The following is a 26,104-nucleotide window of genomic DNA, read 5'->3' on the forward strand; positions in this document are numbered from 1 at the left end:
ACTGAACGGACGCCAGCCTTTATCCTGACGCCCCCGCTGAAAATCGGGCGAGCGCCGCTCTCGCCTGCCCCACCCAGGAGTTTCGCCATGCCCCACGAAGGCAACCTGTTGCAAGCCGCTGTCGTCTTTTTATTCGCGGCGGTGCTCACCGTGCCCTTGGCCAAGCGCCTGCAATTGGGGGCGGTGTTGGGTTATCTGTTTGCCGGGGTGATCATCGGGCCGTCGGTGCTGGGCTTGATCGGCAACCCGCAAAGCGTCAGCCACATCTCTGAACTCGGGGTGGTGTTGTTGCTGTTCATCATCGGCCTTGAGCTGTCGCCGCGACGCTTGTGGGTGATGCGCAAATCGGTGTTCGGCGTGGGCCTGGCGCAGGTGTTGCTGACCGGTTCGGTGATTGGTGTGCTGGCGTTGTTCGTGTTCGGCCAATCCCTGAACAGTGCCATCGTGTTGGGCCTGGGCCTGGCGTTGTCGTCTACTGCATTTGGTTTGCAAAGCCTGGCCGAGCGCAAGGAGCTGACCAGCCCCCATGGACGGTTGGCGTTCGCGATTTTGCTGTTCCAGGACATCGCCGCGATCCCGCTGATCGCGATGGTGCCGCTGCTGGCCGGCGGTGATCACACCACCAGTGCCGCCGAAGATTTGAACCATGGCTTGCGGGTGCTGGGCAGTATCGCGGTGGTGGTGATTGGCGGAAGGTACTTGCTGCGACCGGTGTTTCGGGTTGTGGCCAAGACTGGTCTGCCGGAGGTGTCCACCGCCACTGCGTTGCTGGTGGTGATCGGTACGGCGTGGTTGATGGACCTGGTCGGCGTGTCCATGGCACTCGGCGCGTTCCTTGCCGGTTTGCTGCTGGCGGATTCCGAATACCGCCACGAGCTGGAAGCGCAGATCGAGCCGTTCAAGGGCCTGCTGCTGGGGCTGTTTTTTATCAGCGTCGGCATGGGCGCCAATTTGAGCTTGCTGCTGAGCGCGCCGGTCGTGGTGCTGGGGTTGACCCTGTTGCTGATCGCCATCAAGTTGCCGCTGCTGTTTGTTGTCGGTCGACTGGCCGGAGGTTTGGGCAAGGTCAGTGCGATTCGCCTCGGCATCGTGCTGGCGGCCGGTGGTGAGTTCGCATTTGTGGTGTTCAAGATCGGTCGTGATCAGGGGCTGTTCGAGCCACGCCTGTACGATTTGCTGGTGCTGACGATTACCTTGTCCATGGCCGTGACGCCGCTGTTGTTGCTGTTGTGCGCCCGACTGGTCAGCCCCAAGGTTCAACCCGTGGTGGTGCCGGAAAAATTCCGTGAAATCGACGCCGACACGCCGCGCGTGGTCATCGCCGGCATGGGTCGCATGGGGCAGATCGTGGCGCGGATTCTGCGGGCGCAGAACATCAAGTTCATCGCCCTCGACACGTCAGTGGAAACCATCGAACTGTCCCGCAGCTTCGGCGGCGTGCCGGTGTTCTACGGCGACCCGATGCGCCCGGAAATCCTCAGCGCGGCCAAGGTCGAGCAAGCGGAGTTTTTTGTGATCGCCACCGATGATCCCGACACCAACATCAAGACGGCCGAGGTGGTGCACAAGCTCTATCCGCACATCAAAATCATCGCCCGCGCCCGTAACCGTCAGCATGTGCACCGGTTGGTGGATGTCGGGGCGCAGGCGGTGCGGGAAACCTATTACTCCAGCCTGGAAATGACCCGGCGGACCTTGGTCGGACTGGGTCTGACACAGGCCCAGGCGGATGCGCGGATCAAGCGCTTTACCCATCACGATGAACAGGTGCTGGAAGCCCAGCATGCGGTGTATGACGATGCGGCCAAAGTGATGCAGACCGCCCAGGAAGCGCGGGCGGAATTGGCAAAACTGTTTGAGTCGGATCAGTTGGAAGAGGAAGCGGGTAAGGTTTGATCCAGATCATTCCCACGCTCCGCGTGGGAATGCCGCCATGGACGCTCTGCGTCCGCTCTTGAAATGTGACGCAGAGCGTCACGGGATGCATTCCCACGCAGAGCGTGGGAACGATCACCTGGCAAGGAATCCACGATGACAGACCAAGCCTCCCCCGCCCTGAAGGAAATCTTCAACGCCGAACGCCTCGCGCACATCGCCACCGAAATGACGGCGGTCTATCCAGGCTTCGATGCCAAGGCCTTCCTGAAACTGGCTAAAACCGGCCTCTCGGAGTTGTCAGTCATGCAACGCATGGCCCGCGTCAGCGAATGCCTGCACGCGGTATTGCCACTCGGTTATGAAGAATCCCTCGATGTCCTGCGCGCCCTCGCCCCCCGCCTGAACAGCGCCTTCGTCAGTATGTTTTTGCCGCACTACGTTGCGACCTACGGCGCTCACACGTTCGATCTGTCGATGGACGCGCTCAAATATTTCACGGCCTTCGGGTCATCGGAATTCGCGATCCGGCATTTTTTGCGCAGTGATATCGAACGCTCGTTGGCGCTGATGCACGATTGGTCGCTGGATGAAAACGAACACGTCCGGCGCCTGGCCAGCGAAGGCAGCCGACCGCGCCTGCCATGGTCGTTCCGCCTGGAACAGGTCCAGGCCGACCCGACACTGGCGGCAGCGATCCTCGACAATCTCAAGGCCGACAACAGCCTCTACGTGCGAAAATCCGTGGCCAACCACCTCAACGACATCACCAAGGATCATCCCGAGTGGGTGCTGGCGCTGATCGAGGGCTGGTCGCTGGACAACAAACACACGGCGTGGATTGCCAGACACGCTCTGCGCAGTTTGATCAAACAGGGTAACAAGCGAGCGCTGGCAATCATTGGCGCAAGCGGCAAGCCCGAGGTTGAAATCATTGACGTGAAGGTTGAGCCGGCGGTGATACGTCTGGGTGAGAAAATCACCCTGTCTTTCAGAGTGAAGTCCATGGTCCCGGACAGTCAGCGATTGGTGATCGATTACGCTATCGATTATGTCAAAGCCAACGGCAGCACCTCGGCAAAGGTGTTCAAACTTAAAGCCCTCACTCTGTCCGACAATGCCAGCGAAGCCATTAGCCGCAGTCAGCACATCAAGGAACTGACCACCCGCCGGCACTATGCCGGCCAGCACGCGGTGCACATTCTGGTAAATGGCGAACGCTTGGCCAGCACCCAATTCCGAATTATTGCTGACGCTCATTGACGCCCACACCAGAGCCCCCCGGCAGCATGCGCGTGAGTGTGTTGTCGCGGACCCAGTAGTGATGAAATAAACCCGCAGCCGCGTGCAAACCAATCAACCAGTAGCCAGTGCTGCCGAGCCATTCATGCCAATGCTTGAGTTGCTTGGCCAGATCGGGATCAACCGCAACCGGCGCCGGCAGGAAAAAGCCGAAATACGGCATCGGCTTGCCCCCGGCGGCCAGCATCAACCAGGCCAATAGCGGCGTAGCGATCATCAGCCCATACAGCGCCAGGTGCATGAGGTGCGAGACGCCCGTCTGCCAGGTGGGCAGGGCCGGGGTAATCGGTGGCCGAGGCGTGAGGCGCCCGAGCAGGCGAACCCAGACCAGCACAAAAATGCTCACCCCGAATATGCCGTGCAGCCCCAGAAACAGGCCCTTCAGGGCATGTCCACGGGGCAACAATCCTTTGATCTCGATGCAACCATAAACGCCGACGAACAGCGCCAGTATCAGCCAGTGCAAGGTGATCGAGAGTTTTCCATACCGGTGTACTGCTGAATCTCGGGTCATACGGGGCCTCGTGAAGATCGGTGGCGGCTGCCGACTCATTTCGTACAGCCTGGATCCGGTTTCGTCGAACCGACCGGCGTCACCCTGCCCGTCCAGTCTTAAGACAATCTGAAGGGCCACCTTCAGACTCCGTTAAGAATTGCCTTTGATACTCCTCCCAAACTTACTCAGGGAGGCGTTCTTGCCCATGCCCGATTTCGACTGGAACATCCCTCTGCCCCTGCACTTCGGCCAAGCCGAAACCCCGCAGATGAGCCTGACCAGAGCCTTGCCGGACGATCCCCAGCGTCCGGTTTTCGAAGCCTTTATCCAGCAGCGTTTTCGAAAGGCCCACGGCGCCGACATCCGCCAGTTCATGCCGCAGCTGTTCGGCATGAGTGATGCGTCAGGCACGCTGTGTGCGGTAGCTGGCGTACGACTGGCCGGTGCCGAACCCTTGTTTCTGGAGCGTTATCTGGACGAGGCGATTGATCCGCTGATCAGCGACGCTGCCGGTCAACCCGTGGACCGGGCCGGCATCGTCGAGGTCGGTAACCTCGCCGCCAGCGATACCGGCAGTGCGCGCCTGAGCATCATCGCCATCACCTACCTGTTGGCCATGGGCGGGCTGGAATGGGTGGCGTTCACCGGCAACATCGGGCTGGTGAACAGTTTTCATCGCCTGGGCTTGAAGCCGGTGACGCTCTGCGCCGCCGAGCCTGCGCGGCTGGGCGACGACCGTCACCTCTGGGGCAGTTATTACGAGAGTCAGCCATGGGTGCATGTCGGCAACATCCGCGCCGGTTTCATCCATTTGCGCAATATCGGTCTGTTCAATCGCCTGGGGTTGCCGACGGCCCTTGAGGAGTCCAGCCATGTCGCCTGAAATGGAGCGGTTCAAGCAGACCCTGCGCAGTCACGCCGAGCGCAAGACCAACGCCATCGCCTTGTGGGGCGATCAGTTGAAACTGGACTACGCCACGCTGTATGCGGAGGTCATGTACCGCCAACAGCGTCTGCGCGATGAGCACGTCAAAGTGGTCGCGCTGGCCCTGGACAATGGCACCGAAGCGATGCTCTGGGACCTGGCCGTCCTGTTCGAAGGCCTGACCTGCCTGACGCTGCCGCCCTTCTTCAGCCCGGCACAACGCAATCATTGCCTGCAACAGAGCCAGGCGACACTGGTGATTGCCGAACCGGAACTGGAAGCCGAACTGCAGGCGGCCGGCTACGAGAAGACCGGCGAATTCTGGCGTCGCCCCTTCAGCGGCCCGAACCTGATACCCGAAGGCACCGCCAAACTGACCTTCACCTCAGGCACCACCGGTACGCCCAAAGGCGTGTGCCTGAGCGCCGAGAGCCTTTTGCGAGTGGTCCGTGAGCTGGATCAGGCAAGCAAACCCACCGATCCACGGCATCACCTGGCGCTGCTGCCCCTGGCGATTCTGCTGGAAAACCTCGGCTGTTACGCCGCGCTGTATGCCGGCGCGACCTTGAGCGTACCGAGCCAGAAAACCCTGGGCATTCAAGGTGCCAGCGGTGTCGATGTGCCGCGGCTGTTGGGTTGTCTGGCCGCCCGAAAACCGGAAAGTCTGATCCTGGTGCCGCAGTTGCTGCTGATGCTGGTCAGCGCCGCCGTGCAAAAAGCATTCAACCCCCAATCGTTGCGTTTTGCCGCGGTCGGTGGAGCACGGGTTAGCGAAGAATTACTGCATCGCGCCCAGCGCATCGGCATTCCGGTCTACGAGGGTTACGGGTTGTCGGAATGCTCGTCGGTGGTGTGCCTCAATCGCCCGGGCGCGCGCCGCCCTGGTAGCGTTGGCCGGCCCCTGCCCCATGTCGAGATTCGCCTGGCCGATGATGGTGAAGTGCTGGTCAAGGGCTCGACCCTGCTCGGCTACTTGGGGCAAGCACCCTTGCGCGATGATTGGTGGCCGACCGGCGATCTCGGCGAGTTCGACCCGGAAGGTTTTCTCTACCTCAACGGGCGCAAGAAGCATCAGTTCGTCACCAGTTTCGGCCGCAACGTCAATCCGGAATGGGTCGAGGCCGAGCTCACTCAGCGTCGCCACATCGCTCAGGCGTTCGTCTACGGCGAAGCCATGCCAACCAACCACGCCCTGCTCTGGCCCCATCGGCCTGACTGCACCGATGAAGAGCTGGCCGCCGCCGTGGCCCAGGCCAACGAGGCCTTGCCCGATTACGCCCAGGTTCATCACTGGACCCGCCTCGATCAACCGTTCACCGCCGCCAATGGCTTGCTGACCGCCAATGGCCGACCGCGCCGCGACGCCATCGTCGAGCGTTACCGGGCGCAGCTCACTGACTTCATTTTTTCCGAGGAATCCGCATCATGAGTTTTTTCGACACCCTGCAAGAAGCCACCCAGCAGGAACGCCACGAGTTGTTCAACCTGCCGATCATCCGCGATGCCCTTGAGGGTAAGGTCAGCCTGGAGAGCTACCGCGCCTTCCTCGCCCAGGCCTACTACCACGTGCGCCATACCGTGCCGTTGATGATGGCGTGCGGCGCACGTCTGCCGCAGCGGCTGGAATGGCTACGCAAAGCGGTGTGCGAGTACATCGACGAGGAGTACGGCCACGAACAGTGGGTACTCGACGACATCGCGGCCTGTGGCGGTGACAAAGAGGCGGTGCGTGACGGTCGTCCATCGCTGCCGATCGAGTTGATGGTCAGCTTCCTCTACGACCTGATTGCCCGGGACAACCCGGTGGGCCTGTTCGGCATGGTCAACGTGCTGGAAGGCACCAGCATTGCCCTGGCCACCCACGCGGCCGGCAGCATCCGCGAGCGCCTGGCGCTGCCGGAAACCGCTTTCAGCTACCTGAGTTCCCACGGTTCGCTGGATATCGAACACATGCAGACCTACCGCCGGCTGATGAACACACTCCAAGACCCGGCGGATCAAGCCGCGGTGATTCATGCCTCGAAGGTCGTTTACACGCTCTATACCGACATGTTCCGCGGCCTGCCCCGCGATGGGGAGAACCTGCATGCAGCTGCATGAAGCCCGTGTGGTTTTGACCGGAGCCAGCGGCGGTATCGGCCTGGCCATCGCCAGCGCCCTGTGTGCCAGTGGCACGCGGGTATTGGCCGTGTCCCGGCACCGGGAGGCGCTGGAGCCCTTGCTCGAACGCTACCCGCTGCACCTGTGTTGGGTCGGCGCTGACCTGACCGTCCCGGGCGACCGACAAAAAGTGCTGGCTGCGGGCGAAGCCATCGGTGGCATCAACCTGCTGGTCAACGCCGCCGGGGTCAACCACTTCGCCATGCTCGAACAGCTCGATGACAGCGAGATCAATGCGATGCTGGCGGTGAACATCAGTGCGCCGATCTGCCTGACCAAGCTTTTGCTGCCGCTGCTCAAGCAAGCCGAGAGCGCCATGGTGGTGAACGTCAGCTCGACCTACGGCTCCATCGGCTACCCCGGTTACGCCAGCTATTGCGCCACCAAGTTTGCCCTGCGCGGTTTCTCCGAAGCCCTGCGCCGGGAGCTGGCCGACACCCGGATCAGCGTGCTTTACGTTGCCCCTCGGGCGACCCACACCAGCATGAACAGCCCGGCGGCCCAGGCGCTGAACGATGCGCTCAAAGCCAATGTCGACGATCCGCAAACTGTCGCTTCGGCGGTCATCCACGCCATTGCCGGTGACCGGCGCGATTTGTACCTGGGCTGGCCGGAACGCTTTTTCGTCCGCCTGAACAGTCTGTTGCCGCATCTGGTGGACCGTGGCCTGCGCAAGCAGTTGCCGCTGATCCGTCGCCTCAGTCAGAAGCCCGATAACGAGAGTCTCAAACCATGAAAAAAATCGTCACTTGCCTGCTGTTCGGGGTGTTGAGCCAAAGCGTCTGGGCGCTGGACGCCGCCGATCAGCAGCGCCTCAATGGCATTCAGCAAAGCTGGGCACACATTCAATACGAATTGCCCGCCGACCAGCGAACCGCGGCCTTCGAAAAACTCGCGACCCAGACCTCGGCCTTCACCCGGGAACGCCAGTCCCTGGCCGAAGCGTGGATCTGGTCCGGCATTGTCACCAGCAGTTGGGCCGGAGCCCAGGGTGGACTCGGCGCCCTGAGCAAGGTCAAGGCCGCCAAAGTTGACCTGGAAAAAGCCCTCGCTATTGATCCCAAGGCCTTGCAAGGCTCGGCCTATACCAGTCTCGCGGCGCTGTATGATCGCGTGCCCGGCTGGCCCATCGGTTTCGGCGATGCCGACAAGGCCGAACAACTGTTAAAGCAGGCCTTGCAGCTGAACCCGGCCGGCATCGACAGTCTGTACTTCTGGGGCGATCACCTTTACCGTCAAAAGCGCTATGGTGAAGCCAAGGAAGCACTGCAAAAAGCCCTGCAAGCAGCGCCCCGCCCTGGCCGGGAAAGCGCCGATGCCGGGCGCCGCAAAGAGATCGAAGCGTTACTGGTGGACGTGAACAAAAAACTCAACTGACAGGAGTCCGCGTGCGTTTATTACTGATCGAGGATGACGTGGCCCTCGGCGAGGGCATTCATCAGGCCCTGGGCCGTGAGGGTTACACCGTCGACTGGCTGCAAGACGGCAGCAGTGCCTTGCATTCGCTGCTCAGCGAGACGTTTGACTTGGCCGTGCTCGATCTCGGCCTGCCGCGCATGGACGGTTTGCAAGTGCTGCGTCGCCTGCGTGAAAGCGGCTCCAACCTGCCGGTACTGATCCTCACCGCCCGGGATGCCACCGAAGACCGCATCGCCGGGCTGGATGCCGGGGCCGACGATTACCTGATCAAGCCCTTCGACCTGGCCGAACTCAAGGCTCGCCTGCGGGCCTTGTTGCGACGCAGCGCCGGTCGCGCCCAAGTGCTGATCGAGCACGCCGGCATCAGCCTGAACCCCGGTACCCAGCAAGTCAGCTATCAAGGCGAACCGGTGGCGCTGACGCCCAAGGAGTATCAACTGCTCCACGAGTTGCTCTCGCCTCCGGGCCGGGTCATGACCCGCGATCACCTGATGCAACTGCTTTACGGCTGGAACGAAGAAGCCGAAAGCAACACTCTGGAAGTGCATATCCATCACCTGCGCAAGAAGTTCTCCACCGACCTGATCCGCACCATTCGCGGTGTCGGGTACCTGGTGGAGGAGCGTCGATGACTTCGATCCGGCGTCGCACCCTGACACTGATCATCGGCCTGATGCTGACGGGTCTGGCGATCATCAGCGTGCTCAACCTGCACGACAGCAATCACGAAATTGCCGAAGTCTACGACGCCCAACTGGCCCAGAACGCCCGGCTGTTGCAGGGTGTGATGCGCATGCCGCTGGCCAGCAATGAACACGCCGAACTGTATCAAGCGTTCAACAAGGCCTTGAGTGAAGCGGTGCCGAGAGTCGATGGTCATCCTTATGAAAGCAAAATTGCCTTTCAGGTGTGGAATCGCAAGGGCGAAGTACTGGTGCACACCGCCAGTGCGCCCTCCTTCACGGCGCCGCCGACGAAATCCGGTTTCAGCGATGTGGTGGATCTGCACAACCGTCATTGGCGGGTGTTCATGCTCGAAGACAAACAGAATGACCTGCGCATCTGGGTCGGTGAACGGGACGACGTGCGTGCGGACCTGGTAGACCGGATCGTGCGTCATACCCTGTGGCCCAATGTGCTGGGTAGCCTGATATTGGCGGCCATGGTCTGGCTGGCTATTGGCTGGGGGCTCAAACCCCTGGCCAATATGGCGCAAACGTTGCGGGCACGGCACAGCGGTTCTCTGGAGCCGTTGCAACTGACCCCGTTGCCCAGCGAACTGGAACCGATGCAGGCAGCGCTCAACCGCATGCTCGCACAAATTCAAGAGGTGCTTGGCCGCGAACGGCGCTTCATCGCCGACGCCGCTCACGAATTACGCACGCCGCTGGCCGTGCTGCGGGTGCATGCGCAAAACCTGCAGGAAGCCGGCACGGAACAGGAGCGTCGTGAGTCCCTGGCGTTTCTGATTGCCGGGGTCGACCGCACCAGCCGCCTGGTCAATCAGCTGCTGACCATGGCCCGTCTCGAACCCAAAGCCGTGGCACCGGTGGAGCAAAGCATCGACCTGAGCGAAACGGTGCGCGCCAGTCTGGCCCAACTCACGCCCTGGTTATTGAGCAAGAACCTGGAGCTGGCCTTCGATGTCGCTGACCAGCCTTTTGAAGTCCTCGCCGACGCCGCCGACATCGACATCGCCCTGAACAATCTGGTCACCAACGCCGCGAATTTTTCGCCGAAGCATGGTGTCATCACGGTGCAATTGAGCCGGGACGACGGGTTCTACAACTTGAGCGTCCAGGATCAGGGACCGGGCATCAACGAAGCGGATCGCGCGCGGTTGTTCGAACGCTTTTACAGCCGTGGAAATACCGGGGGCGCGGGGTTGGGACTGACCATCGTCAGCACCATTGCGACGCGGCTGGGTGGGCGGATTACGCTGGTCAATCCACCCGAAGGCGGGCTGCGGGCGATGCTGTCGATTCCTGATGGCCAGAACCACAACCCTGCGCAACGGACGTCCAATGGCTGAATGTCTGTGCGCCGAACGCAGGTTTGATCATGGTGAAACTCCTGATTGTTCATTAGGAGCTACCAACATCACTTGCAGATGATGGGTGGCAGCTATGTGCGGGTCTGCAAGACCGGGAAACCAGGCACCCGGCAGATCCGAAGATCTCCCGTACAAAGCCGCCATTTCGCGGACATAAACGAGCGTCCTGTGGCAGGGCTATGCGACTGGTATTCCGGCGGGCTTGCAGACCCGATCACTGATTAGCAGTGACGGGAATCAAGTTACCGACGGCCCCCTAGACGCACAAGCCGGCGGATTCTGTCTTACGTGAAGGGGGTGGCGCAAGGCGTTGTAGCCCTTAGGTGGTAACTGCAAGCTTCATTTAAACGATCGCGATTTCTCTTGTTTAAATGGGGCTGTGAGCGAGATGCAGCCTCACTCGCGGCGGATGCCTTTGTAGGAGCGAGGCTTGCCCGCGAAGGCGTAAGGTCTGGCACACCGCGTTATCGTTCTTCGCGGGCAAGCCTCGCTCCTACAGGGGAATGGAGCCTTGCAGCAGATGTTGCTCACGCTCACACAACTCCACCACGTAATCCCACAGCACCCGCAACCGCACGGATTTGTGCAGCTCGCGCCGCGTACTGATCCAGTAACTGCGCTGGATGCTTTCATCCGGCAACAACGGCACCAGTTGGGGATCGGCGCTGGCCATGTAACACGGCAGCACGGCGATCCCCAGGCCCGAGCGCGCGGCTTGTTGCTGGGCGATGACGCTGGTGCTGTGAAAGACCACCTGGGGGTTGCGGCAGAAGCTGTTGAGGAACATCAACTCCTGACTGAACAGCAAATCGTCGACGTAGCCGATCCACGCATGGCGACCGAGGTCTTCGCGGCTGCGCAATGGTGGCGAACGGTCCAGATAGGCCTGGCTGGCGTAGAGCGCCAGTCGGTAATCGGTGAGTTTTCGGGTGACCAGCATGTCGGCGGCCGGGCGTTCCAGGTGAATGCTGATCTCGGCTTCACGGTTGAGAATGCTGACAAAGCGCGGCACCGCCACCAGTTCCACTTCCAGTCCTGGATAGCGTTCGAACAACCCGTTCATGCGGCTGGCGAGGAACATGATGCCCAGCCCTTCCGTCACTCCGACGCGGATCTTGCCCAGCGGCGCGGATGACTGGGTGATTTCTTCCTGTGCCAGCAGCGCGACGTTTTCCATGGCTTCGGCATGTTTGAGCAGTGCTTCGCCGGCCGGGGTCAGTTCGTAGCCCTGGGCATGCTGGACGAACAGCGCGGTGCCGAGGCTTTTTTCGATGGCCTCGATGTGCCGGGCCACGGTGGCGTGAGTGGTGTTCAAACGGCGCGCGGCGGTCAGCAAGCGGCCGCTGCGCTGCAATTCGAGAAAAAACCGCAGGTCATTCCAGTCGAACATGAACCATCCTTGACGTTATGCCGTTAACGACACTGTTTAAAAACGCACAACAGCTGCGTAAAAACTAACATTCTTTTAACGAAAGCTAACAACTAGGATGACCGACAACAAGAACAACAACACGAGGTCAGGGATGCAGACTTCCCTTGATGAATACGACTACATCGTGGTCGGCGCCGGGCCGGCCGGTTGTTTGCTGGCCAATCGACTGTCAGCCAACCCGCAGCATCGCGTGTTGCTGCTCGAAGCCGGCGGCCGCGACAACTACCCGTGGATTCACATCCCCGTCGGTTACCTGTTCTGCATCGGCAACCCGCGCACCGACTGGTGCTTCAAGACCGAAGCGCAACCGGGCCTGCAAGGTCGCGCCCTGAGCTACCCACGTGGCAAGGTGCTCGGCGGCTGTTCCTCGATCAACGGCATGATCTACATGCGCGGCCAGGCCGGCGATTACAACGGCTGGGCGGCAGAGGGCAATGCCGGTTGGGGCTGGCAAGACGTGCTGCCACTGTTCAAACAAAGCGAAAACCATTTTGCCGGCGACTCGGAATTTCATGGTGCCGCCGGGCAATGGCGAGTCGAGCGCCAGCGTCTGTCGTGGCCGATCCTCGATGCCTTCCGCACGGCCGCCGAGCAAAGCGGCATCGCCAGCATCGATGACTTCAATCACGGCGACAACGAAGGCTGCGGCTACTTCCAGGTCAATCAAAAAGCCGGGGTGCGCTGGAACGCGGCCAAGGCATTTCTCAAACCGATCCGCCAGCGCGCCAATCTGACGGTGCTGACCGACGTCGAAGTGGACCGCGTGCTACTGGAAAATGGCCGTGCCTCGGCGGTCAGCGCACGTTGGCAAGACCAGGCGAAAACCTTCAAGGCTCGCAAGGAAATCATTTTGTGTGCCGGTTCCGTCGGCTCACCGGGCATTCTCCAGCGTTCCGGTATCGGCCCTCGCCCGCTGCTGCAAAAACTGGGCATCGGCGTTGTCCATGAACTGCCCGGCGTGGGCGGCAACCTGCAGGATCACCTGCAACTGCGGCTGATCTACAAACTGGAAAACGCCCGCACCCTGAATCAGATCGCCGGCACGCTGTGGGGCAAGATGGGCATGGGCCTGCGTTATCTGTATGACCGCAGCGGCCCGCTGTCCATGGCCCCGAGCCAACTCGGCGCCTTCGCCCGTTCGGGACCGGAACAGACCTCGGCGAACCTCGAATATCACGTGCAACCGTTGTCCCTCGAGCGTTTCGGCGAGCCGCTGCACGCCTTCCCCGCGTTCACCGCGTCGGTTTGCGATCTGCGCCCGCAAAGCCGTGGCCGAATAGACATTCGCTCTGCCGACCCACGGGAAGCGCCGCTGATTCAGCCCAACTACCTGAGCCATCCCGAAGACTTGCGAGTGGCAGCCGATGCCATCCGCCTGACCCGCCGTATCGTCTCCGCGCCCGCCTTGCAAGCGTTCAAACCGGTCGAGTATCTGCCCGGCGACAGCTTGCGGAGCGAAGAACAATTGCACGAAGCCGCCGCCCGGATAGGCACGACGATTTTCCACCCGGTGGGCACCTGCCGGATGGGTAACGATGCGGACGCGGTGGTCGACGCCGAGCTGCGCGTCCACGGTATTCCGGGTCTGCGCATCGCCGACGCTTCAATCATGCCGCGCATCACCTCGGGCAATACCTGTTCGCCGACGTTGATGATCGCCGAGAAAGCCGCGCAATTGATGCTCAGCCCTGACACAAGGAGCATCACCGCGCAGAAGGAACTGACGAGCAATGCCTGAACGGCCAAACGCGGTCCCTGTAGGAGCTGGCGAAGCCTGCGATCTTTTGGCGTCCTTGAAGGCGCTGGAAGATCAAGATCAAAAGATCGCAGCCTTCGGCAGCTCCTACGGGGAACGGGGGCAGCCGAACGCAGTCCTGTAGGAGTACACCCGATACATCGACAGTAGCGGCACCCGCCCACAAGGCTGGCGCCGACAGTGGAACAACAAAAACAATCACTGTGAGGGATACCGATATGTCAGAACATGTTCAGCCCATGGAAGCCGTCCGCAGCGCCGGCACCAGTCAGGAAACCCAGAAAGTCATCTTCGCCTCGTCCCTCGGGACGGTGTTCGAGTGGTACGACTTTTTCCTCTATGGCGCCCTCGCGGCGGTCATCAGCAAACAGTTCTTCGCCGGGGTCAACGACACCACGGCGTTCATCTTCGCGCTCATGGCCTTCGCCGCCGGCTTCATCGTGCGGCCATTCGGTGCGCTGGTGTTCGGACGCTTGGGGGACATGATCGGGCGTAAATACACGTTCCTGGCAACCATCGTCCTCATGGGCCTGGCGACCTTCTGCGTCGGCTTGCTGCCGACCTACGCAAGCATCGGCATCGCCGCGCCGATCATCCTCGTGGTGTTGCGCATGCTTCAGGGCCTGGCACTGGGCGGTGAGTATGGCGGCGCTGCCACTTACGTCGCCGAACACGCGCCGATGGGCAAACGCGGTTTCCACACCAGCTGGATTCAGTCCACCGCCACCCTCGGCTTGCTGCTGTCGCTGCTGGTGGTGCTCGGCTGCCGCTACTTCACCGGCGACCAGTTCGAAGTCTGGGGCTGGCGCATTCCGTTTCTGTTCTCGATCGTGCTGCTGGGCATCTCGACCTGGATCCGCCTGAGCCTGCATGAGTCGCCTGCGTTCGTGAAAATGAAAGAAGAAGGCAAACTCTGCAAGTCGCCGCTGCGCGATTCCTTCGGCAAATGGGACAACCTCAAAGTGGTGCTGATTGCGCTGTTCAGCATCAACGCCGGGCAAGCGGTAACCTTCTACGCGGCGCAGTTCTATGTGCTGTTCTTCCTCACCCAGTTCCTGAAAATGGACCCGGCCCTGGCCAACAGCCTGCTGATCGTCAGCGTGATCATCGGCGCACCGTTCTTCATTTTTTTCGGCTGGCTGTCGGACAAGGTCGGGCGCAAACCCGTGCTGATGATCGGCCTGCTGCTGGCCACCGCGCTGTACTTCCCGATCTTCAAGACCCTGGCCCACTACGCCAACCCGGCCATCGACCAGGCCAGCCGCCAGGCACCGATCACCGTGCTGGCTGACCCGGCCACCTGCACCTTCCAGTTCGACCCGGTGGGCAAGGCAAAATTTGATAGCCCGTGCGACAAGGTCAAAACCTTCCTGGTCAAACAGGGCCTGCCCTACAACAGCGAAGCGGCCCCGACCGGCAGCGCCGTGCAGGTCAGCATTGGCGAGGTGAAAATCGATGGCTACGATGAAGCGGCCTTGCGCGGCGCAGTAACCCTGGCCGGGTATCCGTCACAAGCCGACACCCAGCTGATCAACAAACCGATGATCGTGGTGCTGATCGTCGCGCTGATCATCATCTCCGCCATGTGCTACGGCCCGCTGGCGGCACTGATGGTCGAACTGTTCCCGACCCGCATCCGCTACACCTCCATGTCCCTGCCCTACCACATTGGTAACGGCTGGTTCGGTGGTTTCCTGCCGACGGTGTCGTTTGCGCTGGTGGTGTACACCGGGGATATTTTCTACGGGCTGTGGTACCCGGTGGTGATTACCGGGGTGAGCCTGGTGGTGGGAATGATGTGTTTGCGTGAGACGAAGGATGTGGATCTGGACAAGAACTGACGGCACGAACCTCTAGCGGAGGTTTCCTGTAAGAGCGGGCTTCCTGTGGCGAGGGAGCTTGCTCCCGCTCGGCTGCGAAGCAGCCGCAAGACGGACACCATGCTCTATCTGAATTTCTGCGCGTTGACAGGTTTCGGGGCCGCTACGCGCCCCAGCGGGGGCAAGCTCCCTCTCCACAATGCTTTCTGCACCTCAGGTATCAAGCACCTCAAACGTCACTTCTTCAGGATAAAACGCCACATACCCGCCAATCTGCGCAACCGACACCTTCGGATGCTCATAACTCCATACCGCATTGGCGCCTTCATGCCCGGGGATTTGCAGGCTGAAATAGCTGGCATCGCCCTTGTACGGGCAATAGCTGGTGTGGTCGGTGCGGGCGAAATATTGTTCGGCAATGTCCTCCCGCGGGATGTAGTACACCGGAGGATAATTGGCCTCATGCATGACCAGCGCCCGAGTGGATGACGCCACTTGAATGCCATGGAACTTCACCACCACGCAGCCGGGTTGTGGGCTGATGGCGATGGGATTACCGGGTCCGGGGGCTTTCATAAAGGGTCCTCTGTCGCTGCTGCGCTGAAATCCGCACTCCGACAGGTATACCTCATGTTTCGGTATCGCGACTGCTTCACAGCCGAACGGAGCTTGCTTGGGCTACAGTGAGGTCCCAAAACAGCATGCCTCAACCTGGAGAGCAGCATGGACATTGCCAACATCCCCTTCGGCACCACCGACTGGTCGCAAATCGAACCCACCGAACACCCTGGCGAGACTGGCAGCGCCCTGTGGCGCACCCGGCAGTTCGGCGCGATTCGCGCGCGTATCGTCGAATACACACCGGGGTATCTGGCCGATCACTGGTGCTCAAAGGGGCATGTGCTGTTTTGCCTGGAGGGGGAACTGCACACCGAACTGGAGGATGGTCGAGTCTTCGTTCTCACGCCAGGCATGAGCTATCAAGTGGCGGACAATGCCGAAGCGCATCGTTCATCCACCGCCATGGGCGCCCGGTTGTTTGTGGTGGACTGACTGCTGTCATCAACCGCAACAGCTCAAGCTGTACATCCATACAGATAAAGATTGCTCCATCGCTCATCAGCCGCCATTCTGTGCACCTCTCGAACACTGATTGATGATGGTGGTTATGCAGCTGTACCTCTGTGAAAAACCCTCCCAGGCCAAAGACATCGCGGCCGTGCTCGGCGCCAAGCGCCGGGGCGACGGCTGCTGGCTGGGAACGGGTGTCACGGTGACCTGGTGCATCGGCCATCTGCTGGAAACCGCACCGCCGGATGCCTATGACGCGCGTTACAAGCGTTGGGTGCTGGCGGATCTGCCGATCATTCCCGAAAAATGGAAGATGACCGTCAAACCGCGCACGGCCAGCCAGTACAAGGCGGTCAAACGCTTGCTCGGCGAGGCCAGTGAACTGGTGATTGCCACCGACGCCGACCGTGAGGGCGAGATGATCGCCCGGGAGCTGGTGGAACATTGCCGTTATCGCGGGCCGATCCGGCGATTGTGGCTATCGGCGCTGGACGATGCATCGATCCGCAAGGCACTGGCGGCGCTCAAGCCAGGGGCCGAGACGTTCAGCCTTTATCATTCGGCATTGGGGCGCTCCCGGGCCGACTGGTTGATCGGGATGAACATGAGCCGGCTGTTCACCCTGCTGGGGCGTCAGTCCGGCTATCAGGGTGTATTGCCGGTCGGTCGGGTGCAGACGCCGACCTTGCGCTTGGTGGTGGATCGCGATCGCAGCATTGCCGATTTCGTCCCGGTCGCTTATTGGGCGATCGATGTGCAACTGCTGCACGACGGCACCGCGTTCACCGCCCAATGGCGCGCGGCCTCCGACGCTTGCGATGATCAGGATCGCTGCCTGAATCAGGCCTTGGCGCAACAGGCAGCCTACGCAATGGGCAATGCAGCAAGCGCTCGGGTGATCAAACTGCGCACCGAACGCATGCGCGAAGTCGCGCCTTTGCCGTTCGACCTGGGCACGTTGCAGGAAGTCTGCTCGAAGAAACTCGGGCTCGGCGCCCAGGAAACCCTCGATATCGCCCAGGCGCTGTACGAAACCCACAAAGTCATTACCTACCCGCGCAGCGACTGCGGCTACCTGCCCCTGAGTCAGCACAGTGAAGCCCCAAGTATTCTTGCTGCGCTGAGGCTGGCCGACCCGGCCCTGAACGCCTTGCACGATCACCTGGAGCCCCAGCGCCGCTCACGGGCCTGGAACGATGCCAAGGTCAGCGCTCACCACGGCATCATCCCCACTGCAGCGGCGAAAAATCTCGAGCGACTGGCAGGCAAACAACGGGCGGTCTACACCCTGATTCGTGCGCGTTATCTGGCGCAGTTCCTGCCCAATCATGAATACGACCGGACCCAGGCCGACTTCGACTGCGCCGGTGAAGCCTTGCGCGCGGTGGGCAAGCAGATTGTCGAGCCCGGCTGGAAACGCGCCCTGCCCGAGGCCCTCGCACCCGCCAAGGGCCGCGAAGCACCGGCACCACAAACACTGCCGGCACTGGCCGAAGGGCGTGACTGTGCAGTGGCGGATGTGAAGCTCAAGGACCTCTGGACCCAGCCGCCCAAGCCATTCACCGAAGGCGATCTGATCAAGGCGATGAAGAACGTCGCCAAACTGGTGGAAGATCCACTGCTCAAGCAAAAGCTCAAGGACACCACCGGCATCGGCACCGAAGCCACACGCGCCTCGATCATCCAGGGCCTGTTGGACCGCGGCTACCTGATCAAGAACGGCAAGGCCCTGGCGGCGACACCGGCAGCGTTCAGCCTGATCGATGCCGTGCCGCGCGCGATTGCCGATCCCGGCACCACGGCGATCTGGGAACAGGCCCTGGACATGGTGCAGAGCGGTGAAATGAGCCTGGAAGAATTCGTCACCAAACAGGCGGCGTGGATGAGCAAGCAGGTGGCCCGTTGCGCCGGCCTGAACCTGACCATCAGCGGGCCGGCAAGCCCGGCCGGGCGTGGCGCCACACCGTGGAAAAACAAACGCAAACCGGCCAAACGCAAGTCTTCGACCGGCACCAAGCGCGCGGTAAAACCGGGTTGACGCAAAGGCTCAGGGCGTGAAGAGGACATGTAGGAGCTGCCGAAGGCTGCGATCTTTTGATTTTTGCTTTGTTGATTTGATCGGGTACAGGCGCAAGATCAAAAGATCGCAGCCTTCGGCAGCTCCTACGCATCAGCCCCTGCTTTCTGAAAGGTACAACCATGACGACAGTCAGAAGCCAGCCCTCGATAGAACTGCACGCCGCTCAGCGCGACGAACTGGAAACCATCGAGAACCTGATGCAGTTCTACGTGTATGACTTCAGCGAATGGTTGCCGCTGAAACTCGGTGAGCATGGCGTCTTCAACATCCAGCCCAGACAGGACTACTGGCGCAACCCGGCAACCAGGCCGTTTCTGATCAAGGTTGACGGCGAGCTTGCCGGTTTCGTGACCGTGGATAACGAAACCCATATCGTCGGTGCTGAGTACAACATCGGCTACTTTTTTGTCAGTCGACGCTTTCGTGGCCAAGGCGTCGCGAAGTTTGTCGTCTCCGCCCTCTTGAACCGATTCCCCGGTCAATGGCAGATTTTCCACATCGATGCCAACCAGCCTGCGCGTCGGTTCTGGGCCAAGGTGATACCCGATCTCACGGGTCCAGCATTCACCGTGCATCAACTGGCAGTGGATGGCTACCCCTGCACCTTTTACCGCTTCTCTAATTCCAAAACCACTTTGTCCGACAATATGTAGTGAGCAAAAATAATCACTACAAAACCGTTGACGCCTCCGATTTGCCCTTGCATGATGCAGACATCTCCCCGATCGGGAGTACAGGCAACACGTTTGAGCAAGCTCGTCTGACCGCCGAGCTGTTTTTCCCGGATACACGCTGCCCACAAGGCAGATTGAAGAAGCTGACCTGGCCTGAACGTCCAGTACAAAGGACGAGAAGCGCTGGCGATCAATCCTCATGAAGCTTGTGGCCGACCCTGAAAACGTCGGCAGTGGCCTCCAGGTTTTCGTCGCTTCTCTTCGTTGTGACGCTATTGCGTAGCAGTTATTCAACACGACTACATGCAGCAGACGCGGCCCCCCGTCAAATTGACGGCCGACCGCTGACGTCCTGGTTTCGGTGCCAGGGATCAACTAACCGATGGGCTACTTGTATTAGCGAATCAACTTTGAAAGATCACCAAATGGTCAAGGGGCTTACAATGAATCTGAACAATCAACCTACTATCGATGAACTGGCTCGCTTGTTCGCTGCGCAAAAAGACAGCCAGGACAGCCATATTCTGTGGATCAGCAAATCGGGCCAGGTCCATATCGACTGCCTGTCGCCCCATGCCCACGAAGAAGAGTTCGACCGGAACAACCAGAACCTGCTCGCCCGACTGAAGATGTACCGTCGCGGCCAGGGTTATGTCGGCAAGAAAGCCGCGGCCGACAAAGACTTCATCGGTAATGTGCTGCAAACGCTGAAACAGGCGTGGGCATCGATGCAGAACCAGAACGAAGTTCGGGTGATTGATCGGTTGTATTGATATCCCCCCTCAGTAAAGAAAGAAGGCCCCGCTCGGAGTATCGAGCGGGGCCTTTTCGTTTGTCTCGTGCGCACCAAACAAAGCTATGGTTAACCGTATGCCCTGCTGGATCTCTGGAGGCTTGCGATGAACAAAATCCTGATATTCATAGTGTTCGCGATGGCGAATGCTGTCCATGCGAACACCCTCCCTGGCATTCCCTCATTCGATGTGGACTGCCCCGGTAAAGTCGTCGTCCATGCAGATCAGGACGGTCCGGTATTGATCAACAGCAAAGAGGCGGTAACCAAAGCCATCAACGATCGCCACTTCGAAGCCAGGGGTTCGGGCATCACGATCTCGATCATCCTCGCCGATGATGATTCGGTGACCGTGTCCTCCACCGGCAAGGCTCCCAATGGGCTGTGCCAATCAGTGGATGACTGACTTCGCCGACTCGACCGCAGCCGCGCCCAATACCAGATCCATGAAAGCCACCGACGCCGCACTGTGATAGTTGTTTTTGCGCCGAAGCAGCGCGGCCCCTCGGTTGGGCGCCTCCCCCTGCAGCGGAATTTTGCGCAATGCCCGCTCCGCGGTGGCGATGGGTTCCGGCAGGATGGTGGCCATCGGCGCGTGACGAATGACCTCCAACAGCGTACTCACCGAGTTCACCTCGATCGCCACCTTGGGCGTAATGTTCTGTTGCCGAAAATACCCGTCGATGGAAGATCGGGTGATGAAGCCCGGCGTCAGCAACGCGAACTCCAATTGCGCCACCTCCTTCGGCGATAGCGGGGTCTGGCGCTCGTACAGCGGATGACTGCGCCCGACCATCACGCCCAACGTCTCGACAAACGCCGGCACGCACTCGATGTCGGGGCTTCTCACCGGGGTAAAGGCAATGGCAATGTCCAGCGAGTCATCGAGCAACCCGGCCTCGATGTCATCCATCGATAACTCGAAAATCTGCAGATGGATGTTCGGAAAATTCGCCACGTAGTCGCGCACCAACGGCCCCACCAGATATGCCATGAACGTTGGCGTCATAGCCAGTCGCAAACTGCCCCGAGACAAATCCTTCACGTCATGCAGCGCGCGTTTCCCGGCTTCAAGTTCCACCAGTACCCGACGGACACTTTCGATATAGGCCAGCCCCGCATCGGTCGGTTTGACCGTGCGCGAGGTGCGGTCGAACAGGCTGACGCCGAGGGTTTCCTCCAGTTGCCGGATCTGCTGGGACAGCGTCGGTTGGGAGACATGCAGCGCCTCGGCGGCTCGGGTGAAGCCACCATGGTCGGCGACTGCCAGCAAATAGCGCAAATGTCGGAGCAGCATGGGCACACCATCTATAGGCAGGACTTATGCGAAGCATTGTATATCGGTCTTGGACGCTATGGATCAATCGACCGAAGATGGCTGCACTTTCCAGCGACAACCGATAGGAGTCACACCATGCAACAGTCCCATGCTTACCAAGACCCGAGTCTGGCCCTGACCACTTCGATCCTCGATGCCAAGGCGCGAAAAAATCTGTCCTGGCAGGATCTGACCGACGGCACCGGCCTGGGTTTGGCCTACGTCACCGCCGCCCTGCTCGGCCAGCATCCGCTGCCGGAAGCTGCCGCCAGGGTGATTGGCGAGAAACTCGAACTGGACGCCGACGCCGTGGCCCGCCTGCAGATCATTCCGCTGCGCGGCAGCCTCTCGGGTATCCCGACCGACCCGACCATCTACCGTTTCTACGAAATGATCCAGATCTACGGCACCACACTCAAAGCCCTGGTTCACGAGCAATTCGGCGACGGCATCATCAGCGCGATCAACTTCAAGCTGGACATGAAGAAAGTTGAAGACCCGGAAGGTGGTTCCCGCGCAGTGATTACTCTGGACGGCAAGTTCCTGCCGTTGCGTCCGTTCTGAAATAGCCCGCACCGACTAATGCCAGTCAATTAAGAATTTGAACACTGCCCCCTGTGGGAGCGAGCCTGCTCGCGATAGCGGCGGGTCAGCCAACATTGATGCTGAATGTACCGCCATCGCGAGCAGGCTCGCTCCCACATGGATTGTGCCTAACTGACTGGCATTAGCCCCCTCTCATTCATTGCAAGGAAGTCCGCCATGAAAGCGCTCATCGAAGGTTTATTGAAGTTCCAGAACGAAGCCTTCCCACAACGTACCGACCTGTTCAAACACCTGGCCACTACCCAGCATCCCGGCACATTGTTTATCACCTGTTCCGACAGCCGCGTAGTGCCGGAATTACTGACCCAGCAAGAGCCCGGCGAACTGTTCGTGGTGCGCAATGCCGGCAATATCGTGCCCTCGTACAGTCCGCATCCCGGCGGTGTGTCGGCCACAGTCGAATATGCGGTCGCGGTATTGGGCGTGACGGACATCGTGATCTGCGGGCATTCGGACTGCGGCGCCATGACCGCCATCGCTCAGTGCACATGCATGGATCACCTGCCCGCCGTCAGCGGCTGGTTGCAACACGCCGAGTCGGCCAAGGTAATCAATGACTCCCGCCCTCACGCCAGCGACGCAGCCAAGGTAAGTTCGATGGTCCGGGAAAATGTCATCGCCCAACTGGCGAATATCCAGACTCACCCGAGCGTGCGCCTGGCCCAGGAAAAAGGCCTGCTGAATCTGCATGGTTGGGTTTATGAAATCGAGACCGGCTCCGTCGATGCGCTGGATGCCAGCCGGCGCAACTTCGTGTCGCTGGCCGAGCACCCGGACACCTGTGCGGTGTATGGTCAAGCGGTCGAAGCCGCCTGAACGGTTCGTCTGCCCGAGCTGCACCAAGCTTGGCGCAGCGTTACAAAGTGGGCACGCGCGCGACTACGCCCGTCCTCGGTTCCCGACCGGGAATGTGACACTCACAAGATCGCCCCTGTCATTTATCGTCGATTTTTGTAGACGATTGTGACCGACGTTCAGTGGTCTCTTCGGCATTGGGCGCTTCTGGAAAACTGCCCGGCGTGAACACATGAGTGAGCAATTCGCTGGCATCGATGTCGACGACACCAGGAACCGAACGGGCCAGAGCAACAGCCTGCTCACACTGTCTATGAGTGTTGACGCGGCCGCTCAATGCCACCCTGCCCGCATGGGTTTTGACATGGACATGCAGGCCAAGGGATGAGTCGGCCAATGCCAGGGCCGACTTCACTCTGGTGGTAATCCACGCGTCGTGAACGACCGATTCCAGATCATGAGAGTAATGTTGAAAGGAATGAAGTTTCATGGCGCAACTCTCCCTCACGTAATCAGATGCGCCGCCCGCCCCACCGCAGACGCGGACACACATTAAGTATAGTACGTGCCGTTGCCTGCGATCGGGGGGGCTGTCCCTGATGCCGGTAAGATAAGCCGCGCAAACTTGTTGGAGCGAGCCTCCTCGCGATGACGGCAGCACCTTCAGCATCAATGTTGCCTGACCCGCCGCTATCGCGAGCAGGCTCGCTCCCACAGGGCTGCGGTGTTCAAGCCCTTAACTACCGACATTGGGCTGTCCCTCGCCGTCCGTTTTGGAGTGCCGTTTCAACGTTTGACCGACAGACTCGTCTGCGTCATGCGACTACGGATGGTAAATACGCCATCGCCCGAGAGAATCGCGCTGCGCGCAAACAGGCGGCCACTTTCCCAGTTCGAAAGCCCCAGTTCCGGCTTGTTCAGCGCGTACTGACCGTCAACCCAGCGGGTAATCCCGTTGCCAACAAAAGGTGCGTTGACCGCGTTGTAGAAACGCTCCTGCACCGGGGCATCTTCACTGATCAGCGACACGGTGAATTGCGGGCTGTAACGATTGAACAAGGCAATGGCCTGGTCCAGGTCGTCGACGATCTTCAGGCTGACTTCCGGGGTTTCTTCCCATTCCCACTCGCGGCCCAATTGATCCTCGGGCAGCGGTTCGGCCAACGCTTCGGTCTGATAGCCTTCGGCGCGGTACACCTCGACGCTCGCGGTCTGCCAATCAGTTGGCAAATGCTGTTCGCTCCCCTCGACGATATGCAACTTGCAGCCCTGGCCCCGAGCGGTGCCAGCCTGTTGCAGTGCATCGAGAAACAGCGGCACCAGTTCGGCGGCGCGGTCGCGGTGGATCACGCAAACGTTGAGGGTGTTGCAGACTTTGCGGTCCAGCGAGTTGCGCACTACGGCGGCAAAGCGCTGGGCATCGGCGTGTTTGTCGGCGATCAGCCACGCGCCGCCGGTGCCGTGCAAGCTGACGGCGGTGCCGGCCTGTTGCGCGATGCTGCCCAACTGGCTGACCGCCCGTCCCGAACCACGGGCCACGGCCAATGACAGGCGCCGATCGGCGAACATCGCCCAACCAGCGGCGTGATTGACGCTTTCCACCAGTGACACCGCACCGGTCGGCAATCCGGCGTCGGCCAGTGCAGGATTCAATGCGTGGGTGACGATGGCCTGGGCAGTGCCCAACGCATCGCTGCCAATGCGCAGCACCGCAGTGTTGCCCGTGCGCAATACACCGGCGGCGTCGGCAAAGACATTCGGTCGGCCTTCGAACACGAACGCGACGATACCCAGCGGCGAAACCACTTGCTCGACTTTCCAGCCGTCGTGCTCGACGCAGCTCACGACTTTGCCACGGGTGGCCGGTGCATCGCGCCAGGCCCGCAGGCCGGCGATCATGTCGCCGCGCATGCGTTCATCGGCGAGCAACCGCGTGGTGGAACGCCCGCGCGCCTTGGCTCGCTCGATGTCGGCCAGATTGGCGGCTGCAATCAAGGCCCAGCATTCCGGGGTTTCCAGGCGTTGAGCAAAATGATCGAAGAACTCGCTGATGGCGTGATCCGAGACGGTAGACATTGCAGCGAATGCCGATTCCGCGCGCTCGATGGCGACAGCCGCCGCTTGCTGGTCGGCCACTGGTATCAGCAACAATTCGCCGCTGACCTGCTCCACCAGCAGATGGTCGCCGGGCTGAAAGCGCGCCGCCAGTTCGGGGCTGACGACAGTGACACGGTTACCGGCAAAAGGGATTGGCGTGCCAGCGACTAGACGTTCGAGTGCAAGAGACATGAAACGGTTTCACCATGCAGGAGAGCGGTCAGAAAATGTATAGGAAAATCCGTGGAGCGTCATTCACTGGGGCGCAGTAGCGGTTACTTTTTTGCCAGTCGAAATACATCTTGCTCCAGGCGATTGCTCCCCTGTTTGCGCCATCCGGCGTTCGCGTCATAGACCACCAGCAGCAAGGGCTCTTCTACGCCCGCGGTGCTGATAAAGGTCAGTCCTTCGGCATGATCGCGGCCTTTATCCTTTCCTTGCCCGTAAGGAACCTCCAGGACCGGCAGCAATTGTTCGCTGAAGACAAAACTTTCGTCTGTTGGCCTGGCACCGTCGAGCCAGCGAAATACGCTGACTGGCCCGTCGAGGTTCATCGTCGGCCCGGCCAGAATCAGCATGTCATCACCATCGATGCACAAATCCCTGACGCCGAGCCCGCCCAACTGGAGAAAATGCTTTCGATATTTTCGCCCCCCAGGCCCGATTTTTTTCAGCGTCAGCGTGTGGACGGCCTTGGGATGGTCTTCGGGTTCGACCTCCAGAACAATGGTCCAGCCCCGCAGCACAGGCCCTCGCAACCCGATAAAAACCCGCTTGCCATTGACCTCGAGGCCTTCGGTATCGAACCCGTTATCCTTGCCGGGAATGTGCAGAAATGCCCCCACATGCTCGTCGTCCTTGAGCTCGTCGAGCAATTCGTTGCCCAGTTGATTGCCGGACAATTGGGCGGCAACTCGATCATCGCCGGCGGTGCTCTTCACCAAAGTGAACGTCCTGTTTTCTTCGACCACCGGAATCCGGGCCAGGAGAAAACGATTGCCATCGCGGCTGACCGTTGCCAGGCGCTCGGCGTTTTTCTTCGGGGACTTGGAGCTATCAGGTTTTCTCCGTTTCAGGCTGTGAGACCCCACCATCCAGAGATACCCCGTGTCGCGGTCGTAACTCATGCCTTCCAGGTCTGCCTCAACGAATTCTTCGCCAATCGTCGGGATGACCGGCAGCGTCAACAGGGACGCCAACGGGAATTGTTTGTGCTGATCAAACAGAAACTCGCCCGCACCGACGCGCTCACGCAAGGTGAAGCGCTCCAGGCTCAAGGATTCATCATTGGCGACCCAAAGGGTGTCGCCTATCTGGACCACGGCAGACAAGCCTTTGCGCAACTGAGTGGCCGGGTCATTGAAGACTAGAAGCGCGGAACCGAAATTCACCATGAAGTCACCCGCCCCTTGAGTCAAAGAATGCCTGCTTC

Annotated in this window: 25 protein-coding genes; 18 read left to right on the plus strand and 7 right to left on the minus strand. The window is 60.4% G+C overall.

From position 1 onward, the window contains the following. Positions 1-87 precede the first annotated feature (87 nt). Together ACZ89R_RS06290 and ACZ89R_RS06295 are read left to right on the plus strand one after the other, a co-directional pair. Positions 88-1,896, plus strand: a complete 1,809-nt coding sequence (locus ACZ89R_RS06290) for a monovalent cation:proton antiporter-2 (CPA2) family protein (RefSeq protein WP_008071329.1) — start codon at positions 88-90, stop codon at positions 1,894-1,896. Between the two features lie 135 nt (positions 1,897-2,031). Beyond that, a complete protein-coding gene (locus ACZ89R_RS06295; protein WP_429546338.1) occupies positions 2,032-3,138 on the plus strand; it encodes a DNA alkylation repair protein in 1,107 nt (368 codons plus the stop codon). Here the strand turns inward: ACZ89R_RS06295 and ACZ89R_RS06300 are convergent. Further along, a complete protein-coding gene (locus ACZ89R_RS06300; protein ID WP_429546337.1) occupies positions 3,119-3,691 on the minus strand; it encodes a cytochrome b in 573 nt (190 codons plus the stop codon). The genes ACZ89R_RS06295 and ACZ89R_RS06300 overlap by 20 nt on opposite strands. Positions 3,692-3,878: 187 nt before the next feature. Between ACZ89R_RS06300 and ACZ89R_RS06305 the strand changes: the two genes are divergently transcribed. The 7 genes from ACZ89R_RS06305 to ACZ89R_RS06335 are packed head-to-tail and all read left to right on the plus strand — an operon-like array spanning position 3,879 to position 10,209. Then, positions 3,879-4,556: a thermostable hemolysin gene (locus ACZ89R_RS06305; RefSeq protein ID WP_429546336.1), complete on the plus strand. Its 678-nt coding sequence runs from the start codon at positions 3,879-3,881 to the stop codon at positions 4,554-4,556. Continuing rightward, on the plus strand, positions 4,546-6,027 hold the full coding sequence (locus ACZ89R_RS06310) for an AMP-binding protein (RefSeq protein WP_429546335.1): 1,482 nt from the start codon (positions 4,546-4,548) through the stop codon (positions 6,025-6,027). The genes ACZ89R_RS06305 and ACZ89R_RS06310 overlap by 11 nt, the downstream gene beginning before the upstream one ends. Continuing rightward, positions 6,024-6,698 carry a TenA family transcriptional regulator gene (locus tag ACZ89R_RS06315; RefSeq protein ID WP_063343388.1) on the plus strand — a complete coding sequence of 225 codons (675 nt, stop codon included), beginning with the start codon at positions 6,024-6,026 and terminating at the stop codon, positions 6,696-6,698. The genes ACZ89R_RS06310 and ACZ89R_RS06315 overlap by 4 nt, the downstream gene beginning before the upstream one ends. After that, positions 6,685-7,494: an SDR family oxidoreductase gene (locus ACZ89R_RS06320; RefSeq protein WP_429546334.1), complete on the plus strand. Its 810-nt coding sequence runs from the start codon at positions 6,685-6,687 to the stop codon at positions 7,492-7,494. Before ACZ89R_RS06315 ends, ACZ89R_RS06320 begins: the two co-directional genes overlap by 14 nt. Then, a complete protein-coding gene (locus ACZ89R_RS06325) occupies positions 7,491-8,135 on the plus strand; it encodes a tetratricopeptide repeat protein (protein ID WP_429546333.1) in 645 nt (214 codons plus the stop codon). The genes ACZ89R_RS06320 and ACZ89R_RS06325 overlap by 4 nt, the downstream gene beginning before the upstream one ends. An 11-nt stretch (positions 8,136-8,146) precedes the next feature. Continuing rightward, positions 8,147-8,809, plus strand: coding sequence for a response regulator (locus ACZ89R_RS06330; protein WP_052963507.1), 663 nt, complete (start codon positions 8,147-8,149; stop codon positions 8,807-8,809). Next, entirely contained in the window at positions 8,806-10,209 is a 1,404-nt protein-coding gene (locus ACZ89R_RS06335; RefSeq protein WP_429546332.1) for an ATP-binding protein, read from the plus strand. The genes ACZ89R_RS06330 and ACZ89R_RS06335 overlap by 4 nt, the downstream gene beginning before the upstream one ends. Positions 10,210-10,723: 514 nt before the next feature. Here ACZ89R_RS06335 and ACZ89R_RS06340 read toward each other — a convergent pair. Continuing rightward, positions 10,724-11,620 carry a LysR family transcriptional regulator gene (locus ACZ89R_RS06340; RefSeq protein ID WP_007895089.1) on the minus strand — a complete coding sequence of 299 codons (897 nt, stop codon included), beginning with the start codon at positions 11,618-11,620 and terminating at the stop codon, positions 10,724-10,726. Positions 11,621-11,753: 133 nt separating this feature from the next. On the opposite strand from ACZ89R_RS06340, the gene ACZ89R_RS06345 reads away from it, so the two are divergent. Both ACZ89R_RS06345 and ACZ89R_RS06350 read left to right on the plus strand, forming a co-directional pair. After that, on the plus strand, positions 11,754-13,400 hold the full coding sequence (locus ACZ89R_RS06345) for a GMC family oxidoreductase (protein ID WP_429546331.1): 1,647 nt from the start codon (positions 11,754-11,756) through the stop codon (positions 13,398-13,400). A 236-nt stretch (positions 13,401-13,636) separates the two neighbouring features. Continuing rightward, positions 13,637-15,259: an MFS transporter gene (locus ACZ89R_RS06350; protein ID WP_429546330.1), complete on the plus strand. Its 1,623-nt coding sequence runs from the start codon at positions 13,637-13,639 to the stop codon at positions 15,257-15,259. A 192-nt stretch (positions 15,260-15,451) separates the two neighbouring features. Here the strand turns inward: ACZ89R_RS06350 and ACZ89R_RS06355 are convergent, their stop codons facing one another. Beyond that, positions 15,452-15,814, minus strand: a complete 363-nt coding sequence (locus tag ACZ89R_RS06355) for a DUF427 domain-containing protein (protein ID WP_007907061.1) — start codon at positions 15,812-15,814, stop codon at positions 15,452-15,454. Positions 15,815-15,961: 147 nt separating this feature from the next. On the opposite strand from ACZ89R_RS06355, the gene ACZ89R_RS06360 reads away from it, so the two are divergent. The 5 genes from ACZ89R_RS06360 (at position 15,962) to ACZ89R_RS06380 (ending at position 20,262) form a co-directional block, all read left to right on the plus strand. Continuing rightward, entirely contained in the window at positions 15,962-16,291 is a 330-nt protein-coding gene (locus ACZ89R_RS06360; protein ID WP_123495299.1) for a DHCW motif cupin fold protein, read from the plus strand. Between the two features lie 115 nt (positions 16,292-16,406). Next, positions 16,407-18,347: a DNA topoisomerase III gene (locus tag ACZ89R_RS06365; protein ID WP_429546329.1), complete on the plus strand. Its 1,941-nt coding sequence runs from the start codon at positions 16,407-16,409 to the stop codon at positions 18,345-18,347. Positions 18,348-18,508: 161 nt separating this feature from the next. Then, on the plus strand, positions 18,509-19,042 hold the full coding sequence (locus ACZ89R_RS06370; RefSeq protein WP_429546328.1) for a GNAT family N-acetyltransferase: 534 nt from the start codon (positions 18,509-18,511) through the stop codon (positions 19,040-19,042). A gap of 464 nt (positions 19,043-19,506) precedes the next feature. Then, complete coding sequence (locus ACZ89R_RS06375) at positions 19,507-19,836, plus strand: hypothetical protein (RefSeq protein WP_008072022.1); 330 nt, start codon at positions 19,507-19,509, stop codon at positions 19,834-19,836. 126 nt (positions 19,837-19,962) lie between these two features. Further along, positions 19,963-20,262: a hypothetical protein gene (locus tag ACZ89R_RS06380; RefSeq protein ID WP_123495307.1), complete on the plus strand. Its 300-nt coding sequence runs from the start codon at positions 19,963-19,965 to the stop codon at positions 20,260-20,262. Here ACZ89R_RS06380 and cynR read toward each other — a convergent pair. Beyond that, the gene (cynR, locus tag ACZ89R_RS06385) at positions 20,248-21,153 is read right to left on the minus strand and encodes a transcriptional regulator CynR (RefSeq protein WP_429546327.1); all 906 of its coding nucleotides are present in this window, start codon (positions 21,151-21,153) and stop codon (positions 20,248-20,250) included. The genes ACZ89R_RS06380 and cynR overlap by 15 nt on opposite strands. A gap of 117 nt (positions 21,154-21,270) precedes the next feature. On the opposite strand from cynR, the gene cynS reads away from it, so the two are divergent. Together cynS and ACZ89R_RS06395 are read left to right on the plus strand one after the other, a co-directional pair. Then, positions 21,271-21,738: a cyanase gene (cynS, locus tag ACZ89R_RS06390; RefSeq protein ID WP_007904428.1), complete on the plus strand. Its 468-nt coding sequence runs from the start codon at positions 21,271-21,273 to the stop codon at positions 21,736-21,738. A 198-nt stretch (positions 21,739-21,936) separates the two neighbouring features. After that, positions 21,937-22,596 (plus strand): carbonic anhydrase, encoded by a 660-nt coding sequence (locus ACZ89R_RS06395; RefSeq protein ID WP_429546326.1) that lies wholly within the window; start codon positions 21,937-21,939, stop codon positions 22,594-22,596. Between the two features lie 118 nt (positions 22,597-22,714). On the opposite strand, the gene ACZ89R_RS06400 is transcribed toward ACZ89R_RS06395, so the two are convergent. The 3 genes from ACZ89R_RS06400 to ACZ89R_RS06410 form a co-directional block, all read right to left on the minus strand. Beyond that, positions 22,715-23,065 (minus strand): BON domain-containing protein, encoded by a 351-nt coding sequence (locus ACZ89R_RS06400; protein WP_123495315.1) that lies wholly within the window; start codon positions 23,063-23,065, stop codon positions 22,715-22,717. A 296-nt stretch (positions 23,066-23,361) separates the two neighbouring features. Further along, on the minus strand, positions 23,362-24,864 hold the full coding sequence (locus ACZ89R_RS06405) for an aldehyde dehydrogenase family protein (protein WP_429546325.1): 1,503 nt from the start codon (positions 24,862-24,864) through the stop codon (positions 23,362-23,364). An 83-nt stretch (positions 24,865-24,947) separates the two neighbouring features. Beyond that, positions 24,948-26,066, minus strand: coding sequence for a DUF3616 domain-containing protein (locus tag ACZ89R_RS06410; protein WP_429546324.1), 1,119 nt, complete (start codon positions 26,064-26,066; stop codon positions 24,948-24,950). Positions 26,067-26,104: the final 38 nt, after the last annotated feature.

Source organism: Pseudomonas sp. TE3728 (assembly GCF_056279145.1).